The organism is Pseudomonas sp. GLN_2 (assembly GCF_043106005.1).
Classification (GTDB): Bacteria; Pseudomonadota; Gammaproteobacteria; order Pseudomonadales; family Pseudomonadaceae; genus Aquipseudomonas; species Aquipseudomonas alloputida.
Map to the genome: position 1 here is coordinate 88,984 of NZ_JBICMC010000041.1, position 21,837 is coordinate 110,820.

General features: G+C 60.9%; 25 protein-coding genes. 22 read left to right on the forward strand and 3 right to left on the reverse strand.

All coding sequences use genetic code 11. From position 1 onward, the window contains the following. Positions 1 to 3: 3 nt before the first annotated feature. A complete protein-coding gene (locus ACF8Q6_RS10960; RefSeq protein WP_392493352.1) occupies positions 4 to 714 on the reverse strand; it encodes a LexA family protein in 711 nt (236 codons plus the stop codon). 915 nt (positions 715 to 1,629) lie between these two features. Here ACF8Q6_RS10960 and ACF8Q6_RS10965 point away from each other — a divergent pair. The 5 genes from ACF8Q6_RS10965 to ACF8Q6_RS10985 all read left to right on the forward strand — a co-directional run bounded on the left by ACF8Q6_RS10965 (position 1,630) and on the right by ACF8Q6_RS10985 (position 5,784). Further along, positions 1,630 to 2,148, forward strand: coding sequence for a phage regulatory CII family protein (locus ACF8Q6_RS10965; RefSeq protein WP_392493229.1), 519 nt, complete (start codon positions 1,630 to 1,632; stop codon positions 2,146 to 2,148). 73 nt (positions 2,149 to 2,221) lie between these two features. Next, positions 2,222 to 2,359, forward strand: a complete 138-nt coding sequence (locus ACF8Q6_RS10970) for a TraR/DksA C4-type zinc finger protein (protein ID WP_392493354.1) — start codon at positions 2,222 to 2,224, stop codon at positions 2,357 to 2,359. After that, positions 2,349 to 4,565, forward strand: coding sequence for a VapE domain-containing protein (locus ACF8Q6_RS10975; RefSeq protein ID WP_392493231.1), 2,217 nt, complete (start codon positions 2,349 to 2,351; stop codon positions 4,563 to 4,565). Before ACF8Q6_RS10970 ends, ACF8Q6_RS10975 begins: the two co-directional genes overlap by 11 nt. Then, positions 4,562 to 4,927, forward strand: coding sequence for a hypothetical protein (locus tag ACF8Q6_RS10980; protein ID WP_392493232.1), 366 nt, complete (start codon positions 4,562 to 4,564; stop codon positions 4,925 to 4,927). Before ACF8Q6_RS10975 ends, ACF8Q6_RS10980 begins: the two co-directional genes overlap by 4 nt. 512 nt (positions 4,928 to 5,439) lie before the next feature. Beyond that, positions 5,440 to 5,784 carry a phage holin family protein gene (locus ACF8Q6_RS10985; RefSeq protein WP_392493233.1) on the forward strand — a complete coding sequence of 115 codons (345 nt, stop codon included), beginning with the start codon at positions 5,440 to 5,442 and terminating at the stop codon, positions 5,782 to 5,784. A 229-nt stretch (positions 5,785 to 6,013) separates the two neighbouring features. Here the strand turns inward: ACF8Q6_RS10985 and ACF8Q6_RS10990 are convergent, their stop codons facing one another. Then, positions 6,014 to 6,298 carry a hypothetical protein gene (locus ACF8Q6_RS10990; RefSeq protein ID WP_392493234.1) on the reverse strand — a complete coding sequence of 95 codons (285 nt, stop codon included), beginning with the start codon at positions 6,296 to 6,298 and terminating at the stop codon, positions 6,014 to 6,016. 304 nt (positions 6,299 to 6,602) lie between these two features. Here ACF8Q6_RS10990 and ACF8Q6_RS10995 point away from each other — a divergent pair, with 304 nt between their 5' ends. Then, complete coding sequence (locus tag ACF8Q6_RS10995; RefSeq protein ID WP_392493235.1) at positions 6,603 to 7,214, forward strand: terminase small subunit; 612 nt, start codon at positions 6,603 to 6,605, stop codon at positions 7,212 to 7,214. Between the two features lie 4 nt (positions 7,215 to 7,218). Beyond that, positions 7,219 to 9,261, forward strand: coding sequence for a phage terminase large subunit family protein (locus ACF8Q6_RS11000; protein WP_392493355.1), 2,043 nt, complete (start codon positions 7,219 to 7,221; stop codon positions 9,259 to 9,261). 3 nt (positions 9,262 to 9,264) lie between these two features. On the opposite strand, the gene ACF8Q6_RS11005 is transcribed toward ACF8Q6_RS11000, so the two are convergent. After that, positions 9,265 to 9,702: a hypothetical protein gene (locus ACF8Q6_RS11005; RefSeq protein ID WP_176682339.1), complete on the reverse strand. Its 438-nt coding sequence runs from the start codon at positions 9,700 to 9,702 to the stop codon at positions 9,265 to 9,267. Positions 9,703 to 9,983: 281 nt separating this feature from the next. Between ACF8Q6_RS11005 and ACF8Q6_RS11010 the strand changes: the two genes are divergently transcribed. The 15 genes from ACF8Q6_RS11010 to ACF8Q6_RS11080 all read left to right on the forward strand — a co-directional run bounded on the left by ACF8Q6_RS11010 (position 9,984) and on the right by ACF8Q6_RS11080 (position 21,795). Further along, positions 9,984 to 10,190: a phage head-tail joining protein gene (locus ACF8Q6_RS11010; protein WP_014756562.1), complete on the forward strand. Its 207-nt coding sequence runs from the start codon at positions 9,984 to 9,986 to the stop codon at positions 10,188 to 10,190. After that, complete coding sequence (locus ACF8Q6_RS11015) at positions 10,187 to 11,677, forward strand: phage portal protein (protein ID WP_392493236.1); 1,491 nt, start codon at positions 10,187 to 10,189, stop codon at positions 11,675 to 11,677. Before ACF8Q6_RS11010 ends, ACF8Q6_RS11015 begins: the two co-directional genes overlap by 4 nt. Beyond that, positions 11,674 to 12,831 (forward strand): head maturation protease, ClpP-related, encoded by a 1,158-nt coding sequence (locus ACF8Q6_RS11020; RefSeq protein ID WP_392493237.1) that lies wholly within the window; start codon positions 11,674 to 11,676, stop codon positions 12,829 to 12,831. Before ACF8Q6_RS11015 ends, ACF8Q6_RS11020 begins: the two co-directional genes overlap by 4 nt. Beyond that, on the forward strand, positions 12,828 to 13,175 hold the full coding sequence (locus tag ACF8Q6_RS11025) for a head decoration protein (RefSeq protein WP_056804571.1): 348 nt from the start codon (positions 12,828 to 12,830) through the stop codon (positions 13,173 to 13,175). The genes ACF8Q6_RS11020 and ACF8Q6_RS11025 overlap by 4 nt, the downstream gene beginning before the upstream one ends. 60 nt (positions 13,176 to 13,235) lie before the next feature. After that, entirely contained in the window at positions 13,236 to 14,231 is a 996-nt protein-coding gene (locus tag ACF8Q6_RS11030) for a major capsid protein (RefSeq protein ID WP_039613466.1), read from the forward strand. Positions 14,232 to 14,233: 2 nt separating this feature from the next. Beyond that, on the forward strand, positions 14,234 to 14,548 hold the full coding sequence (locus tag ACF8Q6_RS11035) for a hypothetical protein (RefSeq protein WP_209964683.1): 315 nt from the start codon (positions 14,234 to 14,236) through the stop codon (positions 14,546 to 14,548). Then, complete coding sequence (locus tag ACF8Q6_RS11040) at positions 14,545 to 15,207, forward strand: hypothetical protein (protein ID WP_392493239.1); 663 nt, start codon at positions 14,545 to 14,547, stop codon at positions 15,205 to 15,207. Before ACF8Q6_RS11035 ends, ACF8Q6_RS11040 begins: the two co-directional genes overlap by 4 nt. After that, complete coding sequence (locus ACF8Q6_RS11045; protein ID WP_392493241.1) at positions 15,200 to 15,745, forward strand: hypothetical protein; 546 nt, start codon at positions 15,200 to 15,202, stop codon at positions 15,743 to 15,745. Before ACF8Q6_RS11040 ends, ACF8Q6_RS11045 begins: the two co-directional genes overlap by 8 nt. Further along, entirely contained in the window at positions 15,726 to 16,292 is a 567-nt protein-coding gene (locus tag ACF8Q6_RS11050; protein ID WP_392493242.1) for a phage baseplate assembly protein V, read from the forward strand. The genes ACF8Q6_RS11045 and ACF8Q6_RS11050 overlap by 20 nt, the downstream gene beginning before the upstream one ends. 85 nt (positions 16,293 to 16,377) lie before the next feature. Continuing rightward, on the forward strand, positions 16,378 to 16,599 hold the full coding sequence (locus ACF8Q6_RS11055) for a hypothetical protein (RefSeq protein ID WP_392493244.1): 222 nt from the start codon (positions 16,378 to 16,380) through the stop codon (positions 16,597 to 16,599). A 6-nt stretch (positions 16,600 to 16,605) separates the two neighbouring features. Then, positions 16,606 to 16,932, forward strand: coding sequence for a GPW/gp25 family protein (locus ACF8Q6_RS11060; protein ID WP_020192057.1), 327 nt, complete (start codon positions 16,606 to 16,608; stop codon positions 16,930 to 16,932). Next, positions 16,929 to 17,819: a baseplate J/gp47 family protein gene (locus ACF8Q6_RS11065; protein ID WP_392493247.1), complete on the forward strand. Its 891-nt coding sequence runs from the start codon at positions 16,929 to 16,931 to the stop codon at positions 17,817 to 17,819. Before ACF8Q6_RS11060 ends, ACF8Q6_RS11065 begins: the two co-directional genes overlap by 4 nt. Beyond that, positions 17,812 to 18,450, forward strand: a complete 639-nt coding sequence (locus ACF8Q6_RS11070; protein ID WP_274885477.1) for a phage tail protein I — start codon at positions 17,812 to 17,814, stop codon at positions 18,448 to 18,450. Before ACF8Q6_RS11065 ends, ACF8Q6_RS11070 begins: the two co-directional genes overlap by 8 nt. Beyond that, complete coding sequence (locus ACF8Q6_RS11075) at positions 18,447 to 18,965, forward strand: hypothetical protein (protein WP_392493249.1); 519 nt, start codon at positions 18,447 to 18,449, stop codon at positions 18,963 to 18,965. The genes ACF8Q6_RS11070 and ACF8Q6_RS11075 overlap by 4 nt, the downstream gene beginning before the upstream one ends. Further along, complete coding sequence (locus ACF8Q6_RS11080) at positions 18,955 to 21,795, forward strand: phage tail protein (protein ID WP_392493251.1); 2,841 nt, start codon at positions 18,955 to 18,957, stop codon at positions 21,793 to 21,795. Before ACF8Q6_RS11075 ends, ACF8Q6_RS11080 begins: the two co-directional genes overlap by 11 nt. Positions 21,796 to 21,837 lie beyond the last annotated feature (42 nt).

Genomic DNA, 21,837 nt, shown 5'->3' on the forward strand with positions numbered 1-21,837 from the left:
ATTTTACTCTGGCGTGAATGAGCCAATGACTTTTCCGCAGATAACAGTCTCTTCCGTTATTTGGATGATTGGATACTGCGGGTTAATTGGCTTAAGGTAATAACTTCCTGCATCTTCGACTAAAACTTTGAAGGTCGCTTCGTTAGTCCTGGAAATCCTTGCAATTACACGATCTCCGGTGATTGCCTCAACATCAGGGTCAACAAATATGATGCAGCCTTCTGGATAACTTCTACCCTGTGCAGGGTTTGTCATCGAGTCGCCGCGAACTCGAAGTGCATAGCCATTGCGGCTGATTGGAACTGGACAAGATAACCAGCGCTCGGCAGCGTACGCGTCAACGTTGCTTGTAGTATCGCACCAAGCACCTGCCTGAACCCAGGATATAAGTGGAACCTTTCCCATTATCTCGGAAATTGGTGTGATGTTGCCCTGCTGGGAGCCATCGCTAGCGTCATCCTTTTCACCGGTTCCGTATTCAAGCCACTCTCGCCTCACCCCAAGCCAATCGCTAAGAGCAACCATGCTATCGGGCTCGGCGATCGACTCAGCGTTGAGCCATTTGCTAATGGCTTGGGTGGTTTTGTGCACCCCTCGCTTCTGCAGAGCCTTATGAACATCGACGCCTCGCCCGCGCTGGCGTACCCCAGCTTGGTCAAGGGCCTGGTGCAGACGAGAGGCGAATTGCTTGCGTAAGAGATTTTTATCAACCATGGGTTGATGGTTGCACGAGGCTTGCACAATAGTCAGTTGATGTTTAATATCAACCGCCAGTTGATAAAAAGGAGGCCGCATGGCGATTTCTCAGATGGCTGATAACCCGGTGGCAATGGCATTCGATGCTGTGGGTGGTATAGGTGCTGCTTCCCGCCTGTGTGGGAGGTCGGTTCAAGCTCTAAACAAATGGCGCCAATCAGCTGTCCTGCCGCGTACTGAGTATACGGGTGAGACGAATTACTCGGCTCTACTAGCTGCCGCGGCTGCCAAAAAGGGCCGCCCCTTCGACGCTGCGTGGCTACTCGACGCTGCAGCACCCCAGAAAAAAGGCGACCCGAAGGTCGCCTAGTTTCCCCTAGTAGCGCCACCACAGTGCTACGGGGCTGCATTCCAGGGAGGTGGGCACACCACTGCAACCACTTACCTCGACTGCAAATTCCCAGGCACGAATGCCTGGGTGCCGCCTTCTCCACCACAGATTGGGCGGCGGGTGCCGGCGAGTTTGTTGGACTTTGCCGGCAGTGACTCTCTCAAGCCACGCGGCGAGTGTAACACCACCGCTCGTCGCAGGCACTGGCAGCCTTCATGGCGTAATGCCACGTGCCAAAGCGGAGGCGAGAGATCGCCTTCATCACTCGGCAGTAGCACCACATGCTGCCGGGACGCGTGATAGGTCGGCGGGCACAGCACATAGGTCCGCTTGCCTTGAACGCACCGCCCAGGCAGGGAGCCTGGGTACCGCCTCTTTCACCACAGGAGGCAATTGATTTGCCTGGGGCTGTCGATGGAACGACGTCCCGGCAGGAGGCCGTGTCAGCCTTTCGCTGCCCGGTTACTTACTCTCTCAACGCTATGCGGCGCACGTATCACCACTGCTCGCCGCTGGCACTGGCTACCGACAAGGACAATGCCATGAGCCGAACCGCAATGAGCTGCCTCGAGCGCGCCAAGCGCGAAGTGCTGCCGCTCGAACTTGCGCTTTACCACGCTGTACGTGACTACCCTGGCGGCGCTGCCGCTATTGCGGCCACCACTGGCCGCAACGCCACCACTCTCCAACACAAACTGTCCCCCACCCATCCCACCCATATTGCCAACGTCCAAGAGTTCGGCGAAATCCTCGAACTGACCAAGGATCCACGGATCCTCGACTCAGTTCATGCATTGGTCGGCGACACCATCTGGCAAGAGCTCTCGGGCGCCTACAGCCATGACGTTCCCGAAACCCTGACCATGGGCCTCGCGGGGTTCTTCCGCCAGGTCGCCAACCTGTCTGAAACCTGGGCGCGCAGCATTGGCGACGGCAAGGTCGATGATCAGGAGCTCGCGGAGATCCAGCAGCAAGTCTTTCGGGGCATCCAGGGCTTGCTCGGCATGTATCGCCGCGCCGAATACGTCAACCAGACCACTCGGGGGGTGAGTCGTGGCTGATATTGCTGATTTGGCGAATGATCGCGCGCAATGGCACCTGGACTTGGCGCTCGCAGCCCGTAAGCCTGCGCCTGTGCGCGTATCTCTTGAAGAATGCGTTGATTGTGAAGAACCAATCTCTCAGGCGCGGCGTTTAGCGGCACCAGGTTGCATGCGTTGCACGGATTGCCAAGTCTTGAACGAAAAGCAAGGGGCTCGTCATGCTCGATAAGGTTCTCGACCAGCTGAACGACTACGGCCTGCAGCCTGAGCAGCCTCTGATCTTCGGCAAGCTGACCCGCTGCCGCACCAAAGATGACAAGGGCAAGGAAAAGAACGGTTGGTATGTCCTGCACGAGCATTTGACCGAGAAAGGTCAAACCCTGATCTTCGGCAGCTTTGGTGATTGGCGCCTGGGCGAAACGCAGAAAGTAAAGACCGACGGTCGAGGGCTGACCCCGGAAGAGCGTGAAGTCATGCGCGCCCGCCAGGCCGACGCCAAGCGTCGGGCTGCAGAGGTCGCTGCCAACGCGGCCCGTCGTGCGGGCAAGCGGGCCGCCGCTATGTTCAAGCGCATGCCCGATAAGGGGCGTAGCGCCTACCTGGATCGCAAGCAGGTGGTGGGCTTCGGCGTTCGCTATGCGCCGAAGTCGGGGGCGGTGCTCGTCCCGATGCAGAATGCACAAGACGCCATCGTCGGCCTGCAGGTGATCTTCCCGACAGTCCAAGAGGATACCGGGCGCGACAAGTGCTACTGGCCGCATGGCATGGCCAAGGATGGTGCGTTCCACATGATCGGGGGCCATCCTGAGCCAGGGGAGCCTGTACTGGTGTGTGAGGGTTACGCCACCGGCGCTAGCCTGCACATGGCAACCTCCCAGGCAGTCGCTATCGCATTCGATGCGGGCAACCTGATGGCGGTAGCCAAGCACATGCGCGAGCGCTTCCCTGGCCGGTCCATCATCATCTGCCGGGATGACGACTGGAAGACCAAGCGGCCAACGGGCGAGCCCTGGAACCCGGGTGAGGAAAAGGCCAATAACGCGGCTGTGGTGGTGGGTGGCCAGGTGGTCGGCCCGATCTTCTCGGTCGAGCGCGAAGCCAAATGGACCGACTTCAACGACCTGCACTGCGCGGAAGGTCTCGAGGCGGTTCGTCGTCAGGTCACGGCGGTGATCAAGCCTCCGGCTACGGGGGGCTGGAAAGACATGCTGGCTAGGACCGAGAGCGGTGCCCTGATCGCGCACATGCAGAACGTCGAGCTGATCCTGGCCAACGATGAACGGTGGAGCGGGGTGATCGGCTACAACGCCTTCAGCTCGAAGATCATGCGCCTCCGGGCGGCGCCCTATGGTGGCGTGCCGGGGGAGTGGAGCGACATCGACGACATGCGCGTAATGAAGTGGCTGGCCCAGCAGGGCCTCCGCGTCAAGGCCTCGCATGTGGTCGAGGCTGTCAGTGTTGTGGCGCACGACAACGCCTTCCATCCGGTCTGCACCTACCTGGCCAAGCTGGAATGGGATCGCGTGCCACGGCTCGAGCGCTGGCTGCATGAAATCTTCGGAGTGCCCCGCACTGAGTACAGCGCCAAGGTCGGTAAGCGCTGGATGATCTCGGCGGTGGCCCGAGTGATGAAGCCCGGTTGCAAGGCGGATGCGGTGATGATCCTCGAGGGGGCGCAGGGCGCGGGTAAGTCCACGGCGCTGGGCATCCTTGGTGGCGAATGGTTCATGGACACGCCGTTTACCTTGGGCGACAAGGATGCGTTCCAGGCGATCCGTGGCAAATGGATCGTCGAGCTGGGCGAACTGGACAGCTTCAACAAGGCTGAGAGCACCAAGGCCAAGCAGTTCTTCTCGGCCTCCATCGACACCTACCGCGAAAGCTATGGGCGAAGAACGAGCGACGTGCCACGTCAGTGTGTTTTCGCGGGCACCACCAACCAAGATGAATACCTCAAGGACGCCACCGGTAACCGGCGTTATTGGCCGGTCGCCTGCGTCAAGGTCGACCTGGAGGCGTTGCGCCGGGTCCGTGACCAGCTGTGGGCCGAGGCCATGTTCTGCTACCAGGCCGGTGACATCTGGTGGGTCACCCGCGAAGAGGAAGAACTGTTCACTACCGAGCAGGAAGAGCGCTTCGTGGTGGATGAATGGGAAGGACCGATCCTCAAATGGCTGGAGGAATCGCAGGCCGGGGAGACGGTCACCGGGAGCGAGGTGTTGGGTCAGGCGCTCAACCTCGACCCCGGCCATTGGGGCAAGCCCGAGCAGATGCGTGTGGGGTCGATCATGCACCGCCTGGGTTGGCGGCGTCGACGGCTCGCCGCGCTTCCGAAGAGTGGCAAGCGGCCCTGGGCGTACCAGAAGCCAGAGGGCTGGGGCCGCACCAGCGCCCTGGAGCAACAACCGCCAGCGCCGAAGGAGGACTGCTTTTGATCAAGCATATCGATGAGATGCTGAGGCTGTGGGCGCAAGAGCTGCACACGCCAGATGTTCACGGTGGTGGTTCGGGTGGTGGTAGCATGCTCGGGCTCCTCATGGACTGCCGGGGTGATCTGATCCGAGGTACCAGAGGAAGTCGGGTACTGCTTGATGAGTCTGCGGACATCGAGATCATCGTGAACAAGCACCTGGCCCCTCAGTTGTACGTCATTGTGAAAGAGCACTACTGCAACCAGGACAGCCTGCTCGAGCAGAAAATGGCGTATTGCAGGTGCAGTAGGAAGACGTACTATGAACGCCTGCACCAAGCCCATGTGGCTATTCAGGGGTTTTTAAAAGGGAAGAAGGCTGCATGATCCGCCACCTTTGGTCCTACCGTCCCGCTGCGGTCCTGCCGTGTTTTTCGCAGGTTAGCCCAGCCCCAGCCCGCGCAGCTCGCGGGCTGTCCCACCGTCCCACTGCTCACACGAAGGCGCGCACATAGGGCGCATGCAACGCGTTACGCGCGCGTTGCGCGCAGCGTGCTTTTAATATCTCTCTTTACACGGGAAAAGGTTAAGAACAGTTAGACAGTGGGACAGCCTTTGATTTTCGTGGGCTCTACAGGTCCCACTATCGCCGCCCCCTTTGGGACCTATGGGGCAGCGCCAAAGTAAAGCTAAGCCGGGCAAGTGTATTCCCCCGAGATTCGCCAGACATTCCCTAGACGTTTACCCCTTATTGCCGGGTGGCATTAAAACCCGCTTGCTGCCAGGAAACTCGGCCTGCAAAATGTACCCATCTTCGAGACGTGCGGGCGCACAAAGCGGCCCGCCAAACACTGAAAACCCCGGCCTAGGTGCCGGGGTTTTTGCATTTGGGGGATTCGATGAACAGCGAGCAACAAGCGTTGGCCGAGGCGCCAATCTGGATGGTGGTCGTGCTGTCGCTGGTCGGCGGTGTGTCTGGCGAGATGTGGCGGGCCGACAAGGCCGGTGTCAGTGGCTGGTCGCTTGTTCGCCGGATTGCTCTGCGTTCTGGGGCATGTGTTGTGTGTGGATTGTCGACCATCATGCTCTTCTACTCGGCAGGCATGTCGATCTGGACCGCGGGCGGCATCGGTTGCTTGACCGCGATGGCGGGTGCCGATGTCGCCATTGGTTTGTACGAACGTTGGGCCGCCAAGCGCTTGGGCGTCAGTGAGATGCCGGAGCGCGGTGACAGCAGCGAATGATCGGAGGAGGTCTGCTATGCAAGTACGTGTGATCGATGACACCCAAAATGTTCTATGGGTCAAGACAGAGACCGGCGGTCTGACTAGCTTGTCTTACCGCCGGGATGGGACGCTGGTGAAAATCATATCTCTCCTCGAGTCAGCTCTGCTTCAGGCTCGTGGAGAATTGAACAACCGGCAGGAAGGCGGAGACATCGCGCAGGAAAACTCCGCTGCCCTTGAGGAGATGTTAAATCGTAAGCTCCTTGTTGATGTTGGCCATGACCCATCCCCAAATGTTCGGGGAACGGAAGAACGAATGCCACGCGGGCGGGGCTCGGAAGTAAACCCTGTTGCCTGACTTCCAGATCGCCACCACATGCCCAGCGAGATCCGCGCTCCAAGCTGCTTGCTGGAGCGATTCCATGATGTCCTGCTGTTGGCTGTCGGATTTGCTTCCGAATGATGAATCTAGCGGGAAGACAATCATGTCCTGCCCGCTGTGGTGCACATGAGCGATTTTGTACTTTGCCATCTCGGTTCCTTGTGGCTTGGGAGGTAGTCCTTCCTCGGCACTCCTTCTGCTAGGAAGGACCTTCAAATGCTAGCACTTTGAAATCAATGGCGATGGTTCACCGATTGCAGAGCCCGTTTGCAGCGTTGCCGAGCTGCAAGATCTGGCGGTGTCTCGGGCTAGGGCCGGGGACCCTGGTGATATGGCCGGGGTACGGGGCAGGAAACCCGCGGCTTTTCGCTAGCGGACAGTTCGCCTGCTTACTGAAATTCAACCCGTTGAAATTGAAAGTTGTTTGTTGAAATACCATTGAAATGGAGGGCTCATGACGGATCCGAACTTCTTGTCAAAGAGCGCCTTCGCTGCTCGCATAGGGCGATCACCCAGTTACATTACCTGGTTGAAAGACAACGGCCGCCTGGTGCTTTCACCTGATGGGAAATTGGTGGATGTGCTGGCCACCGAGGCCAAGATTCAGGAAACAGCTGATCCGGCCAAAGCAGCCGTCGCGGCTCGGCATGAAGAAAAACGCATCGAGCGGGACGTCCGGGCCCACATCCAGCCAAGCGCCGACACACCTGCGGTGCAGCCAGCGGATCAGGCGCCGAGCGGAGGCCCCAACTTCCAGCGATCGAAGGCGCATCGGGAGTTCTACCTTGCTGGGCTGGCAGAGACCGAGTTCTACAAAGTTCGGGGCAATCTGGTTGAGCGCGCCGCTGTCGAAGATGCCGCGTTCGCTGCTGGCAGGATGCTTCGCGAACAGTTTTTTGGGCTTGCTCCGCAGCTCGCCGGCGAACTGGTCGGGATGAGCGACCCATGGGACATCGAGAAGCACCTCACCGACACCTTCCGTCGACTGTTCACCGAGGCGGCCAAGATGAATAGCGTCGACCTAGAGAAGGCCATTGCACAAAAACGAGCTGCCAAACAGAGCTGAGCCTATGCACACCGGATACGCAGACGGTGCAGAGGTGTACCGCGATGCGTTTTGCCGAGGGCTAATGCCAGACCCTGATTTATGGGTCGACGAGTGGGCTGATGAGTACATGCGAATCCCGCGTGATACCGGTGCAGCAGAGCCTGGCAAATACCGCACTGCACGTACCCCGTATGCCCGCGAACCCATGCGCTGCCTGTCGCCTGCCCATCCGTGTAAGCGGGTGGTGACAAAAATTGCGTCGCAGCTGATGAAGACCCAGATTGCCCTGAATTGGATCGGGGCACTGATCCACATGGCGCCGGCCAACATCTTGACGCTACTGCCCACTGGAGGGCTGGCGAAGCGGGTGTCCTCGCGAATCGGCAAGACCATCGATGCAGTGCCGGAGTTGAAGGGGCGTGTGGCGACGGCACGTTCCAGAGATGCCCGTAACACCTTGGACACCAAGGAATTCGATGGTGGTGCACTCTTTGCCACCACAGCCGGCTCGGCGGCTAACCTTTCAGAGCTGACGGCCCGTTATGTCTACGGTGATGAAGTCGATCGCTGGGAAGTGGACGTCAATCAGGAAGGCGATCCGATCAAGTTGGCCGAGGCGAGGGGTAGTACGTTCGGGCGCAACGCCAAGTTTTACTTTTCCAGTTCTCCTCTCATCAAAGGCATGTCTCGGATCGATGATCTCTTCAAAATGGGGGATCAGCGACACTACTACGTGCCTTGCCCGGCCTGCGGTCACATGCAGGTGCTGACCTGGGAACGGCTGTTGTACTCGGCTGATTTTAGTACCACGCATTACCAGTGCGCTGGACCCGAGTGTGACGTTCTTATCGAAGAGCATCACAAGGCAGAGATGCTGGCCAAAGGCGAGTGGCGTGCCCATGCGGAGGGTGATGGCGAGACGGTTAGCTTTCACCTCAATGCGTTGTATGCCCCGCTAGGTTGGCATTCTTGGGCGACACTGGCCCGCGAGTTTGATGAGGCTAAGCGTGCCCAAGCGCGTGGCAACCAGCATCCTATGCAGGTTTTCTACAACACCCGGCTGGCAGAGGTTTGGGACAGCGCGCTTGAGCAAACCAAGGCCGAGGTACTGCAGGCTCGTGCTCAGCAGGAAGACTATGTACTCGGAACCTTGCCAGTGGGAGCGCTCGCTCTAACGGCCTCCGTCGACGTTCAGGCCAACCGCCTGGAGTTGATGGTCATGGGCTGGGGCTCTGGTATGGAGCGCTGGGTGGTAGATCATCAGGTGTTGCCTGGCGATCCGGCTGATGAGCGTACCTGGTCGCTGTTGGACGAGCGGCTGAAGGTGCGGTACCGACATCCCTGCGGTGTGAGCCTCGCGATCCTAGCCACAGGCATCGACTCCGGCGGTCATCACACCCACGAGGTCTACCAGTTCACTCGTGTGCGTCGCTGGCGCAACGTGTTTGCACTCAAAGGTGCGAGTAAGCCAGGCAAGCTTGTGATCGCTCAGCGTCCGTCGCAGGTGGATGTCACCTGGAAGGGCCAGACCGAACGCAACGGCGCCGAGCTGTGGATCGTTGGTACCGACACGGCAAAGGATTGGATCTACAACCGATACAACTTCGAGACAGGGCCTGGTGCGCTTCACTTCGCCAAGGACCTTCCCGACGAGTTCTTCCAGCAGTGCGTGGCCGAACGGAAGATCGTTCGCTACGTGAAAGGTAAAGAGCGTTTCGAATGGGTCAAGAGCAAGGCCGAGCGCAACGAGGCGCTTGACCTGATGGTGTACAACCTGGCCATGGCCAACTTCCTCGGCCTTCACCGCTATGGCGAACAGGACTGGGACAAGCTGCGGCAGGCGCTCGCGCAGGCCAACTTGTTCGAGCAAGGCGAACCGGAGCCAGCCCGGCCCCCGGCGAACGAGCCTGATGACGACCAGGACGACGAGGTCGGTTCACCCGCTCCTGCAGCTGTTCCGGTCAAGCGCAACGATCCACCGTCACCACTACCACCGACTCCCCGAGCCGTACCCAACCCCATGCAACGCCGCAGTTCAAGCAGCGGTTACCTGAAGAGGCGTTAAGTGCTAGCTCAGCCCGATCATCGGACTGATGAATCTCGCACCTAATGCCAAGGCTTCTGTAACCAAACCTTTGGTTGCTTCTCGACCTTGCTCCTTTGCGAGGCTGGAAAGCTGCTCGCCTATAGAGTCCTTCGAGCTGACGCTGTCAGGTACAGCTTTCAGAACCTCAAGCCCCTTTGCAGTGAGGACCGCCTCACTGAACGAGGTATAGGGGTGCGGCTTAGCGGTTAGGTAACCAGCGTCCATCAGCCATTTGCCTGTTGCGAAGAAAAACTCTGCTTCCTTTGTGGGGACTTCCATTCCCAGCCGTTCATCGAAATGCATGGCATTACTCACGAAGTCTTCGGCTGTTAGGTATGTCGGCAAGGGGAACTGCAGGTACAGCTTCGCGAAGAGCTTCCCGGTGATTTCGTCAAACATCTCAATATTGGAGACAGCCATGTCACAAGATTCCACTTCAAAGGTTGAAAAAGTAAAGGCATCCGCTGAACTTCAAGGCGAGCTAAGGCGTGTGATAGCCGACCAACTTACCGGAAGGATGGATTGGGTCAGGGCCCGAACCTACTGGACCTTACGGCTGCCTGGCATACCTGCTGAGGAATTGGCGGATGCTCTATCGCACGTCCTCGCCGGAGGATGTTTCCGGCAGGAAACAGGCTCTCGGCATCAGAACTTCCTCTAATACCTAACGCAGTCGGCAACACTGCTGCAAGAGGCATTTAATGGCTTATACAAAAGCACACCTCGACGCTGTCGAGCGGGCGATTGCGCGCGGTGAAAAGATTGTTCGCTACTCGGACCGCACCGTCGAGTATCGGACGGTGGACGAGCTGATCAAGGCTCGCGACCTGATCCGCACCGAGCTGACGAATGCCGCCGGGCCACGCTCGCGCGTAGTGCGCGTATTCCACGGAGGCAAGGGGCTGTGAGCGGACGCTACTTGTCCCTCGGTCGTTCGGGCATCTTGGTGCCCGAGCGGATCAAGGCCAGCTACGAAGGCGCCGCCGAGGGACGGCGCTCATCAAACTGGGATGCGCCGGATACTGGCGTGAACAGCTTGATCATGCCGGCCTTGCGTAACCTGCGCTCCCGCTCCCGCAGTGCGGTGCGCAACGACCCCTACGCCGCCAACGTCATCGACAAGCGCGTCAGCAACCTGATCGGTACCGGCATCACGCCGCACCCTCGGCTGCTCGACAAGGCAATCCGGAAGGTGATGCAGGAGCTGTGGGAGGACTGGGTAGATGAGGCTGATGCCGATCAGCTCACGGACTTCTACGGCCTGCAGGCGCTGGTGGCGCGTACGGTAGAGCAGTCGGGCGAGTGCTTCATTCGTCTGCGCCCGCGCCGGCTAGAGGACGGCTACGCGGTACCACTGCAGTTGCAGTGCCTATCGCCGGAGTTTGTCCCCCATGACAAGTTCGAAATGACCCGCTTCGGCAACGTCATTCGAGCCGGGATCGAGTTCAACGCCATGGGACGGCGCGTGGCGTATTGGTGCTACCGCAACCATCCCAGCGACAAGTCCTCTCTCAATGTGGGCTACAACCAGCTGGTGCGAATCCCGGCTGAGCAGATGTTGCATGTGTTCGAGCCCCTGGAGCCCGGACAATTGCGCGGCGTACCGCGCTTGGCGCCGGTCCTGAAGCGTCTGCGTAGCCTGGATAACTTCGACGACGCGGTGTTGTTCCGCCAAGAGGTTGCCAACCTTTTTGCCGGCTTCGTTCGCAAGCCAACCCCGGACGGCCCGCCGCAACTCGACCCGCTTACCGGGGCGCCGGTCAGGTACGACCGGGACGGCTTCACCCCGATGGTAGGGCTGGAACCCGGCACGATGCAGGAGCTGTTGCCTGGTGAGCAGGTCGAGTTCTCAGACCCGCCCGACGCCGGCAACAACTACCCAGACTTCATGCGGCAGCAGCTGATGGCCGCTGCCGCCGGCTCGGGGCTGCCGTACGAACTCATGACCGGCGACATGCAAGGCGTGAACGACCGCGCGATCCGCGTGGTGCTGACCGAGTTCCGTCGAAGGTTGGAGCAACTCCAGTTCCAGGTGTACGTCCATCAGCTGTGTCGGCCGGTGCGCAAGGCCTGGTTGGACATGGCCGTGCTTGCCGGGGCGCTCGACCTGCCGGACTACGCGCAGCGGCGCCGCGAGTACCAGCGTACCCGTTGGGTACCGCAGGGCTGGGCCTACATCCACCCGGTACAGGATGTCCAGTCACGCAGCATGGAGATCGCTGCGGGCTTCGCATCGCGAAGCGAGGTGTGCCTGCGCAACGGTACGGACGCGGAGGTGGTCGACGAAGAGAACGCCGCCGATATCGCCCGGGCAAAGGCTCTGGGCCTCAACTACAGCAGCTTGTCGGCCGTCGAGGATGACCCTGATGAGTCCGGCGACAAGGGGAAGAAATGAAAAAACTGATGCCGTTTCGCATCTACAACATGGCGTCCTCGGTGCAGCAGGTCGCAGACCAGCACTGGTACAGGATCAGTGCGGCGGCTGAGGGACAGGGCGATACCCAGGCCGATGCCACTCCCATCGAGATCTATATCTACGGTGAAATCGGGGGCTGGGGCATCACCGCAAACGAATTCATTCAGGACCTGAAGGCGATCGATGACGGTGTTTCCCCGGTGGTGGTGGCGTTCAACACCATCGGCGGCGATCTGTTCGACGGGTTGGCTATTCACAACGCGTTAAACCGGTTGGGTGAGCGCTGTACCGCGCGTGTTGATGCTCTGGCGGCCAGCGCAGGAAGCGTCGCTGCCTGCGGAGCCCACCGCTTGGTGATGGCTTCGAATGCGATGCTGATGGTGCACAACCCATGGACCTGGACCAGCGGTGATGCCGAGGACTTGCGCCGGGTGGCTGATGTCCTCGACCAGACCTTCGAGGCGATCATCGCGGCGTACAAGGCCAAGGCGCCGGGCATCGACGATGCCGAGCTGCGCCGTATGGTCAACGATGAAACTTGGTTGACTGCGCAGGAGTCGCTCGCGCTGGGCCTGGCTGACGAAGTGGGCAATGGGGTCGAGGTCAAGGCGTGCCTTGGCCAGGGCGCCGCGATGCAGCGCTACCGTCAGACACCTAAGGCGCTGCTGGATCAGTTGGCGGACCAGCCGGAGGCAGCGGGTGGTAAGCCGGCAACACCGCCTGACCTGCCAGCCGCTGACCCAGGCGACCCTACTGCGCTGGCTCTGATGATCGCCCAGGACTGCGCGAAGGCGGGAATTAGTAATTTGGTCGAGTCGTTGATCGCCTCCACCAAACTGGCCGACAAGGCCACTGTGCAGGCTGCCTTGACCCGTACCAAGGGTGTCCGTGATCTCTGCGTAGCCGCTCGGCTGCCAGAGCTAACCGTTGAATTTGTGCAGGCCGGCCTGGAGCCTGATGCAGTGCGGGCGCGCCTGTTCGAGAAGCTGGTCAGCTCCGGCAAGGGTTTTGAGATCGACAACAGCCTGCCGCCGGCCGATGACGAGCCAGAGAAGGTCAAGGCGCAGTTACCCAATCCTTCCAACATCTGGGCTGCCCGCCGGCAGGCCGCCAATAAAGGAGCACGACCATGAGTAACATCCGCCAGGAGCCGGTGCACGCCGGTGAGTTCCTGCTTTCCGAGGGAGCAGGAAAGATTTCCCGCGAAGCCATCAACGTCGCTGCTGGTCCTGGTCTGGTCGCTGGCCAAGTGCTTGGTCTGGTAACGGCCAGTGGCGAATTCACAGCCTACGACCCCGCTGCAGAAGACGGCAGCGAAAAAGCCGTGTGCATTCTCTATGCCTCTCTCGGCGAGTCCGAAACCGTTCGGCGTGGCCGCGCGGTGGTTCGGCTGGCCGAGGTCAGTGAGGCCCTGCTGACCGGCATCGATGCTGATGCGGAACAGGCCTTGGCAGCGCATTTCATCATCCTGCGCTGACCCGACTCTCTCTCACCCCAACCCCGCCCTGAGCGGGGTTCTTACTTTTTGGAGTACCTCATGGCTGAGATTGCCATTTTCCAAGACGACGCCTTCGGCGTTGCAGCCCTGACCGCTGCTATCAACGAGCAGGAGTACGTGCCAGGGCGCCTTGCAGCTCTTGGCCTGTTCCAGGAGGAGGGTGTCGCCACCCTTACCGTGCAGATCGAGAAGGACGGTGACACGCTCGCCCTCGTGCCGGCGGGGGAGCGCGGCACCTCTGGCCTGGTGGTGGGCGGTAGCAAGCGCACGCTGATCCCGTTCAACACCGTTCACCTGCCGCAGCGCTTTGCGATCAAGGCGGACGAGATCCAGGGTATCCGCGCGTTCGGCACGCTGACGGAGCTGCAGGCCGTACAGGATGTGGTCAACAAGCGTCTGGCCAAGGCGAAACGCCAACTGGATGCCACTCACGAGTTTCATCGGATGGGGGCAATCAACGGCAAGGTGCTCGACGCAGACGGCTCGTCAGTGCTGTTGGACATCTACAAGGTCTTCGGGGTGTCGCAGCAGAAGCAGTCGATGGGGCTGAATGACCCGAATGCCAACATTCAGGTGCAGTGCGTGGATGCCCTGGACATGCAAGAAGATGCGCTTGGCAACGTGACCACCACTGGTGCCCGCGCTTTCTGCGGCAAGACCTTCTGGAAGAAGCTCATCGCCCACTCATCGGTTGTCGATACCTACAAGGGTAGCCAGCAGGCTGCAGCGCTTCGTGGCGACGGGCGTGAAACGTTCGAGTTCGGTGGTATCAGCTGGGAGCGTTACCGGGGCAAGGTAGCGGGTGTTCCATTCGTCCCTGACGATGAAGCGCGCCTGGTACCCGAGGGGGTTTCTGAACTGTTCCTGTCGGTCTATGCGCCGGCAGACTACATGGAAACCGTCAACACCGAGGGCTTGCCGTATTACAGCAAGCTGGAGGAGATGCCTTTCGGTAAAGGGGTTGCGGGTGAGGCTCAGTCCAACCCGTTGCACATCTGCACGCGTCCCCGTGCAGTCATCCGCCTGACCGCCTGATCATGGCCTTCCGCGACCTGATCGATGATCTGGACGAGGTGGTATTCGATGTCCTCGGCGATCTTGCGCATATCGAAGGTCGCGAGGTTCTCGGGATGTTCTCGGCACCGTGGCTGCAGCCCAAGCTCGGCCAGATTAATACCGGCCTGCGTGAGCCGCACCTGGTCATCCGCGTTGGTGACACCGCGGGTGTCGATACGCGGCAGAGCGTGATGATCGATCTGCCGCCCGAGGACGGTGGTGGGAATTTCACCATCGCCCGAATTGAGCCTGGTGGCGACGGGCTTGTAACCCTGGTGCTGAGGAAATCGGCATGAGCGTAGGCAGTTACCAGAAACAGTCGTCTAGTTCAGGCCTCATTACACTCCAGGCGAACGTGCAGCAGGCTTCGAACTTCACAAAGTTCGCAGCTTTGATGCCGAAGGCGATCAAGGCGGCTGAGCGACGGGCAATCAATAAGACCATTCGTTGGCTGCGCACGCACATTGCCAGATCGGTGAGCCAACAAGAGCGAATCGCGGTTACGGCGGTCCGTCAGCGCTTGAGAGCTTTCCCAGTGGCCAGCAATGGCCAAGGCAAGCTCTGGTTCGGTTTGAATCCCATCGAAGCGAGTCGAGCAGGCCGCCCTCGACAATCCCGCTCAGGTGTGTCCGTAGCCGGACGTTCGTACCAGGGGGCTTTTTTCCGGACTGTGTATGGCAACAAGCCGGATATCTGGATCCGTACTGCCAGTAAGCACTTCAACGCTGATGATTATCCCACCAGCCAAGTCTCTGCCAGAGGCGGTGCGGGTTCAGGATGGGTCGGTGAGAACGGCAGCCGATTTCCACTAGCTAAGGCAAAGATCTCGCTGGAAGAGGTGAGGCCGCATTTCGAGTCATGGACGAGAAAGGCGCATCAGCGCTTGCTTGTGGTGATGGAGCAGGAGCTGAACTTCGAGCTATTGAAGTATCTACGGAGATTGGGCAATGGATGATGATCCAATACCTCTTGAGCAGCTATATGCCGCTATCGAGCAACATATCAAAGACGCCATTCCAGGGCTGGCCTACGTCGGTACCATGCCTGACGGGATTGAGGTAGTTCCACCTCCAGCCGTTGTACTCGAACTGGCCGGATTCGACCATGTGGATATGGATCCGGGGACTGGCGAGACCGCCGTGGAGGCGCGTTTTGAGGCCCGTGCAATTGTTCCGGTAGAGGAGAAAAACTGCCTCCACGTTGCTGCCTTCGTTGCCGCGCAGCTTGCGGTTCTACTTCGTGGGCAATCGTGGGGGCTCCCTATCGGCTTTGCTGACTTTGTCCGTGCAGAGCGTGACTGGAGCCGTCCTGAGCTGGATATCTTCGCGGTCTGGGTCGTCGAATGGACTCAGGTCATCTATCTCGGGGAAGAGGAGTGGCCGTGGCCCACTGAGCTCGGCCCGGCCGCTACAGGCACTACTGGAAGTGGGAGACCGCTTTCCGAAAGTTATGTCGAGGTCGAGAGGATACCGGATGAGCTACCCGCTGGCTGAGCATGACCGAATGATCGCCGGCATGATTCGCAAATGCCGGGTCGTGGCGCTTGACCTCGCCGCCGACCCACCGGTCTGCCGGGTTTCGGATGGCGAGTGGACCAGCGCCTGGGTGCGCTGGCACAGCCTAAGTGCCGCACCTGGCGCGCGGCACTGGCTTGCCCCTGGCATGCATGAGCAGGGGGTGTTGATCAGTACCAGCGGCGATGTAAGCCAGGGCACATTCCTGCCGGGGCTGTACAGCGGCCCTGCGCCGGCGCCGGATGACCGCGACCATGTCCAGCGATGGCTGTTCGAGGACGGCGGGTCGCTGACCTACGACTGGCAGGCCAAGCGCTACAGCATCGAGCTGCCGGCCGGCCAGGTGGATATCAAGGTGGGCGGCTCGGTCGTTACCGTAACGGAATCGGCCATTGAGGCAATGGCGCCCATGCTGCGTTTCATCGGCCCGATGTTGATTCAAGGCGCGTTACGCGTAACGGGCGATATCTACGGTGACGCCCGAATCATCGACACGGCCGGCAACACCGCCAACCACAAGCACTGATTCACAGCGGGCGGGCGCTCATGCGCCGCAGCCCTGATAACTACCAGCCCGCCGCGCGCGGGCTTTTTCATGCCTGGAGGAAACCATGGCGACTAAAAAGGCCGCTGTCGAGGCCCAGGAGGCCCCTGTGGCCGACGAATCCCCCAAAGTGCTGTACCGAGACGCGGCGTTCCGCTCCCGCTCCATTTTCACCCCCAGCGGCGCCCAGTTAGATGTAGTCAATTTCGAGGTGCGGGTGCCGGCCTCGGACGACGAGGCGCTGGCCACCTTCGATGAGCACCCGGATTTCCAGCGCGTGCAGGAGTAACTCCCGATGATCGGAATGGACCGCCACACCGGCGCCGTGCTGTCCGGGGTCGATCACTTGCGGCAGTCCATCGTGGACATTCTGACCACCCCGGTGGGCTCACGGCTGATGCGGCCGGAGTACGGCAGCAAGCTGCGCCGGTTTGTCGACCAGCCGGTTAACGCGGGCTGGAAAAGCGCGGTGCAGGCTGAGGCCGCGCGGGCGCTGCAGCGTTGGGAGCCACGCCTGGTCCTGCAGAGTGTGCAGGTGGTTTCCGCGGTGGGCGGCCAGATCGGCTTTCGCATTACCGGCACCTATTCCGAGGACAGCGTGAACCTTGAGGTAAGCATATGAGCACCATTGACCTGGCCAGCCTGCCGGCGCCTACGGTGATCGAGGAGCTGGACTTTGAAACGTTCTATCAGGAAGGCCTGACAGGTTTTCGCGCCCTGATGGGCAACAACTGGAACGCCGAGTTGCTATCTGATCCGGTGGTCAAGCTGCTGGAGCGTGCCGCCTATGAAAAGGTTATGACCCGCGCCCGTATCAACGATGCCGCCAAGTCGCAGTTCATTGCCTTTGCCCAAGGCGCCGACCTCGACCAGCTGGCCGCCAACTACAACGTCAAGCGCCTGGTGATCGTCGCGGAGGACCTGAGCGCGGTACCGCCGGTGGCCGAGCAGCTGGAAAGCGACGAATCACTGGCCGAGCGCACCTTGCTGGCCTTCGAGGGCATGGCGGTGGCAGGGCCGGCCGGTGCGTATGAGTTTCACGCCCGATCCGCCGATGGGCGGGTGGCGGATGTGAAGGCCAGCAGCCCGTCGCCGGCCACCGTGCTGGTCAGCGTCCTTAGCCGGGTGAATGGTGGGGTGGCTACCCAGGACTTGCTCGACAAGGTTGCCCAGGCGCTGACGCCTGAGAACATCCGGCCGGTGGGCGACCGGGTACTGGTCAAGTCGGCCGAGCTGGTCGACTACGAGATCGAGGCGGTGCTGTACATGTTTCCGGGGGCCGAGAACGAGCTGGCCCTGGCGCAGGCCAAGACTTCCTTGGATACCTATATCAACGCGCAGCGCCGACTGGGCCGGGACATTCGACGCTCGGCCATCCATGCCGCGCTGCATGTGCCCCGCGTGCAGCGGGTGGAGCTGGTCAAGCCCGCTGCAGACTATGTGATCGAGGACCACCAGGCATCCAACTGCGTCGGCTCCAGCGTGGTGATGGGTGGCACGGATGAGTGACACCAGCCTGCTGCCGATCAACCGCACCGCGCTGGAGGATGCCCTGGCGCAGGTGGGGCTGGAGCCGGCCGACCTGGCCAACGTGTTGCGCTCGATGAAGCGGCCAGAAACCTGCCCGGCCGAGATGCTGCCCTGGCTGGCGATTGAGCGCAGCGTGGACCGCTGGGACCCCGCATGGTCCGAGGAAATCAAACGCAAGACGGTGCGCGACTCGTTCGAGGTACACCAGCGCAAAGGCACCATCGCCTCGCTGCGCCAGGTCATTTCGCCGTTTGCCGACATTATCGACATTGTCGAGTGGTTCGACCTGACCCCCATGGGGCCGCCCGGCACTTTCAGCCTGAGCCTGGCGCTGCTGAATACCGGCCTCAGTGACCGTGGGATTGCCGAGCTGGAGCGCATGATTCTGTCGACCAAGCCGGTTAGCCGGCACCTGGTCGGGTTAAGCATCACTTACAGCCCCAACGGCCAGTTCTACATGGGCGCGGCCGTGTCCTCGGGTGACGAAACCGAGATTCTTTCGGCCGATCTGCAGGCTGAGGCCTTTGCTGACCTGGAGCTGATGATGCTGGCCAATGACCTGCATTACTTCGCCAACCACCGAATGCCTGAATTACTGGAAAAGCCATGAGCGAACTATCCGACCGCCAAGCGGCCGCCATCGCCCTGATGGAAGCCGCCGCACAGACGGCCCATGACATTGTGCATGGCGCGGCTGACGCCACGGTGCAGACGGCTTCGGGGCCGTCGCCTACCTACCTGGCGCTGGCCAAGATGATCACCGACCTGACCGGCGGTTTGCTGCTGCCGCGCCGCAAGGCCATTGCCGCTGCTGGCAGCGCTTTGGCGCTGGATGTGGCCTATACCGCCGGGGTGTCCTTTTTCGATGTGACGCTAGACCAGCCGCAGTGCGCGCTGACCTTCACCAACTCGGCAGTGCCACCCGGCTATACCTGGTCGTTCTCGGTGCGCCTGCAGCAGGGCACCGGAGCCAACCGGGTGACGTTCCCGAACAACGTCCGCTGGCCGGCCAACCGCCCGCCGGTGCTGTCGTTTGAAAAGGGCTCGGCCGACCTGCTGACGTTCCTGTGGGATGGGGTGCGCTGGTACGGGTTCTATGACGGGGGGTGGCTCGATGTTTCTTAGTCCGCTCAACAGCCGGCGGCCGGTCAGCCAGCGCACGGCGCTGGCCAATGCCGTCAGTCTGATCGAGGGCCATCACCGCTTTCTGCGAAACAACACCGGCGACACCGTCGACGCGACGGTGCAGCACTATGTGCAGAACAACCAAGGCGTGCTGTCGAACAACCGGCATTTCATCGCCCATTCGCAGATGGAGTATCAGCCCAACGGCGACGGGACCACTGAGGGCCAGGCACTGCATATTCTTGGCTATGCCCATGCCTACCTGGCAACCCAGGACCCGCGCTATCTGGAGGCTGCCATATGGCATTGGGAGGCCTACGAGAAATATTTCTATGCGGGCCAGCCGATCCCTGACACGCCGCAGCGGCGTATCTGTAACTGGATCATCAATTCAAAGGAGCCGGTGCTGGCCAATTGGCCGGTGGATCCCGTCGAGCCGACGCACAGTGGCTTCAAGGGCGTGCCGTTCGCCTTCACCAATGGCGCCCTGTCGATTCCGCACGGTGCGCCGCACTGGGGCGAGTACCTGGACAAAGCGACGTTTGCCTTTGACGGGGCGCTGGCCTGGGGGGCGATCAATGCCGGCGTGCGCGCGTTGCGTGAAGACGGCTCGACCGACTGGGACAAGGACGGCACGGTGTATGAGGTGGATTGGATCATTGCCCACACCGGCCAGAAAATCACCCTCGACGGCAGGGTGCTGTCAGAAGGGCACACCGGCGCCGATATCGGCCGGGTGCAACTCAAGGACACCACCCTCAACGGGACCCACCTGTTCAACTACGCCACCCGGCAACCGGTCGAGCATGGCGGGTACCTGATCCCGCGCAATGCGGTACAGCACAACCGCCCGTTGCATGTGCCGCTGCTGGGTGGCATCAACCAGATGGGCAACGCTGCAGACGGCGAGCTGTGGTACATGGACGCCTGTTATCTGCTATGGCGTATCACTGGCGAGGAACGCTACAAGAAAGCCATGGATGCCTGCCTGTATACCGCGCATGAGTACACCCTGATTGACTCGACCGACCGGTTTTTCCGGCAGAGCACGGTGGCCGCCACGCCGTTCACAGACGGCATTTCCTACGAATTCGCCTACCCCAGCGAGGCGAAGCGGGAGTACGGCCGCGACTCGCAGGGCTACATCACGCTGCAGACCGATATGGGCGCCCAGGTGTCGATCGAACAACAATCGGTGTGGTTCCGTGTCGGCAAGGATTCCAAGGTGCGGACCAGCTTCGGTGGGGTCGACCAGGCAAACGGCGCGCTGACGGCCAAGGTCGAGGTCACGATTGCCCCGGAGAAGGTCGAGAACACCGGCACCCGTTACTGCTACATGCTGCCGGAATCGACCTCAAGCTGGCAGGTGCTGCAGCACGATATCCCGCTGTCGCAGTTCTACCGGGTGGCCAAGGATGATGGGTCCGAGTTCATCATGGCGGACCTGCGCGCGGTGGTGCACTCGGCCGACATTACGTCGCAAGAGCGGCATGTGCCGGTGATCTTTCCCGGTCGAGCGGGCAACGTGGTGCGCTCGTTCTTCCCGGGCGGCGGCAATGGCGGCTGGTATGTGATCGGCAATTACCTGCAGCCGAGCAAAAAGGCGCCGCTCAAAAGCATTACCTACCGGGCGGACGGCAATTTCAACGTCCGTATTCAGGACAAGGACGGCTGGCGGTGGTGGTGGATGCTGCCGGCCACCGATGGCGCGTTTTCGACTGTGCAGATTCGCCCCCAGGACGGCACGCTGTCAGGCTACCAGCCCAACGCGGCCGGCCGTCCGAACCCGTCAGCGCCGAACTACGACGAGCTGGCGGAAATGGACATTCTGCTGGACAACGACGCCGACACGAATCTGACGTTTGAGTATTACTGCATCAACGAGCTTCCCGACCTGTACGACGGGGTGGACGGCTACACGATGCTGTACCGGCTGACCCTCAACGGTCAGCAGGCGTTTCGCGGCCTGGTGGGCGATTGCACGGTGGTTGGCTATCGCAACGACTCGTTGGCCTACAGCCCTGGGGTGATTCCGTTTTCCAATATCTACTCGGACGGCACCGAGCAGATTGGCGCCTGGCACGGCATGCCCTATCCCGGCTATCAGTACCCGCTGATCTTCTGCCTGGACCCTGAGACGTACAGCGTCGAGCTGGGGAACATGATCGATTTCCTGTACGACTCGCAGCAGTGGTACCAACAGAAATTCGGCGTCCTCGGGCCTGGCGCAGCTGCGTACATCTGGAATCGCTGGGATAACTACCGCTACGGCCCGGCCGACACCTGGACCCAGTATCACTGGGGTGATGGCAATGCCTGGGCCGGCTACCAGCCCAGGGCGATGATGGGCGCCTGCAGGGCCTGGTACGAGCTGGTGCACCGGGGCAAGCCCGTGCCGCCCAAGTTGGTCGCCTATGCCGAGAACTGGCTGCGCTGGCTGGTGCAGTTCGTCAAGGACTCCAAGGGGATCTTGCCGACCGACTTCCCGACCAACAGCGTGCCCGAGCCGGTGGAGGATGACTTTACCGGGCACATGACCGGGTTGTGGCTGGCCGGCGCCTGCTTGGCGGCGATGGCCGGCAGTCAGGTGGCTGACCTGGATGTGCTGATCGAGGCGTGCATGGACGAGCTGCAGGCGAACTACACGGTAACGCCCATTCCTGGTCATGCCATGAACGGCAGTTGGACCCCCGACCCGCGCCTGGGGACAGACAACGGGATGTTCTTTGGTTTTTGGGCCGGAGAAATCCTGCGCGGCCTGGGCCTGTACATCCAGTATCGGACCTTGGGCGTCGGGGCCAACATCTACGGCGGGCCTGTGCCCGCTTAGCGCTTCACGGCCTGCCGCGAGGGCAGGCCCCTTACTTCAAGA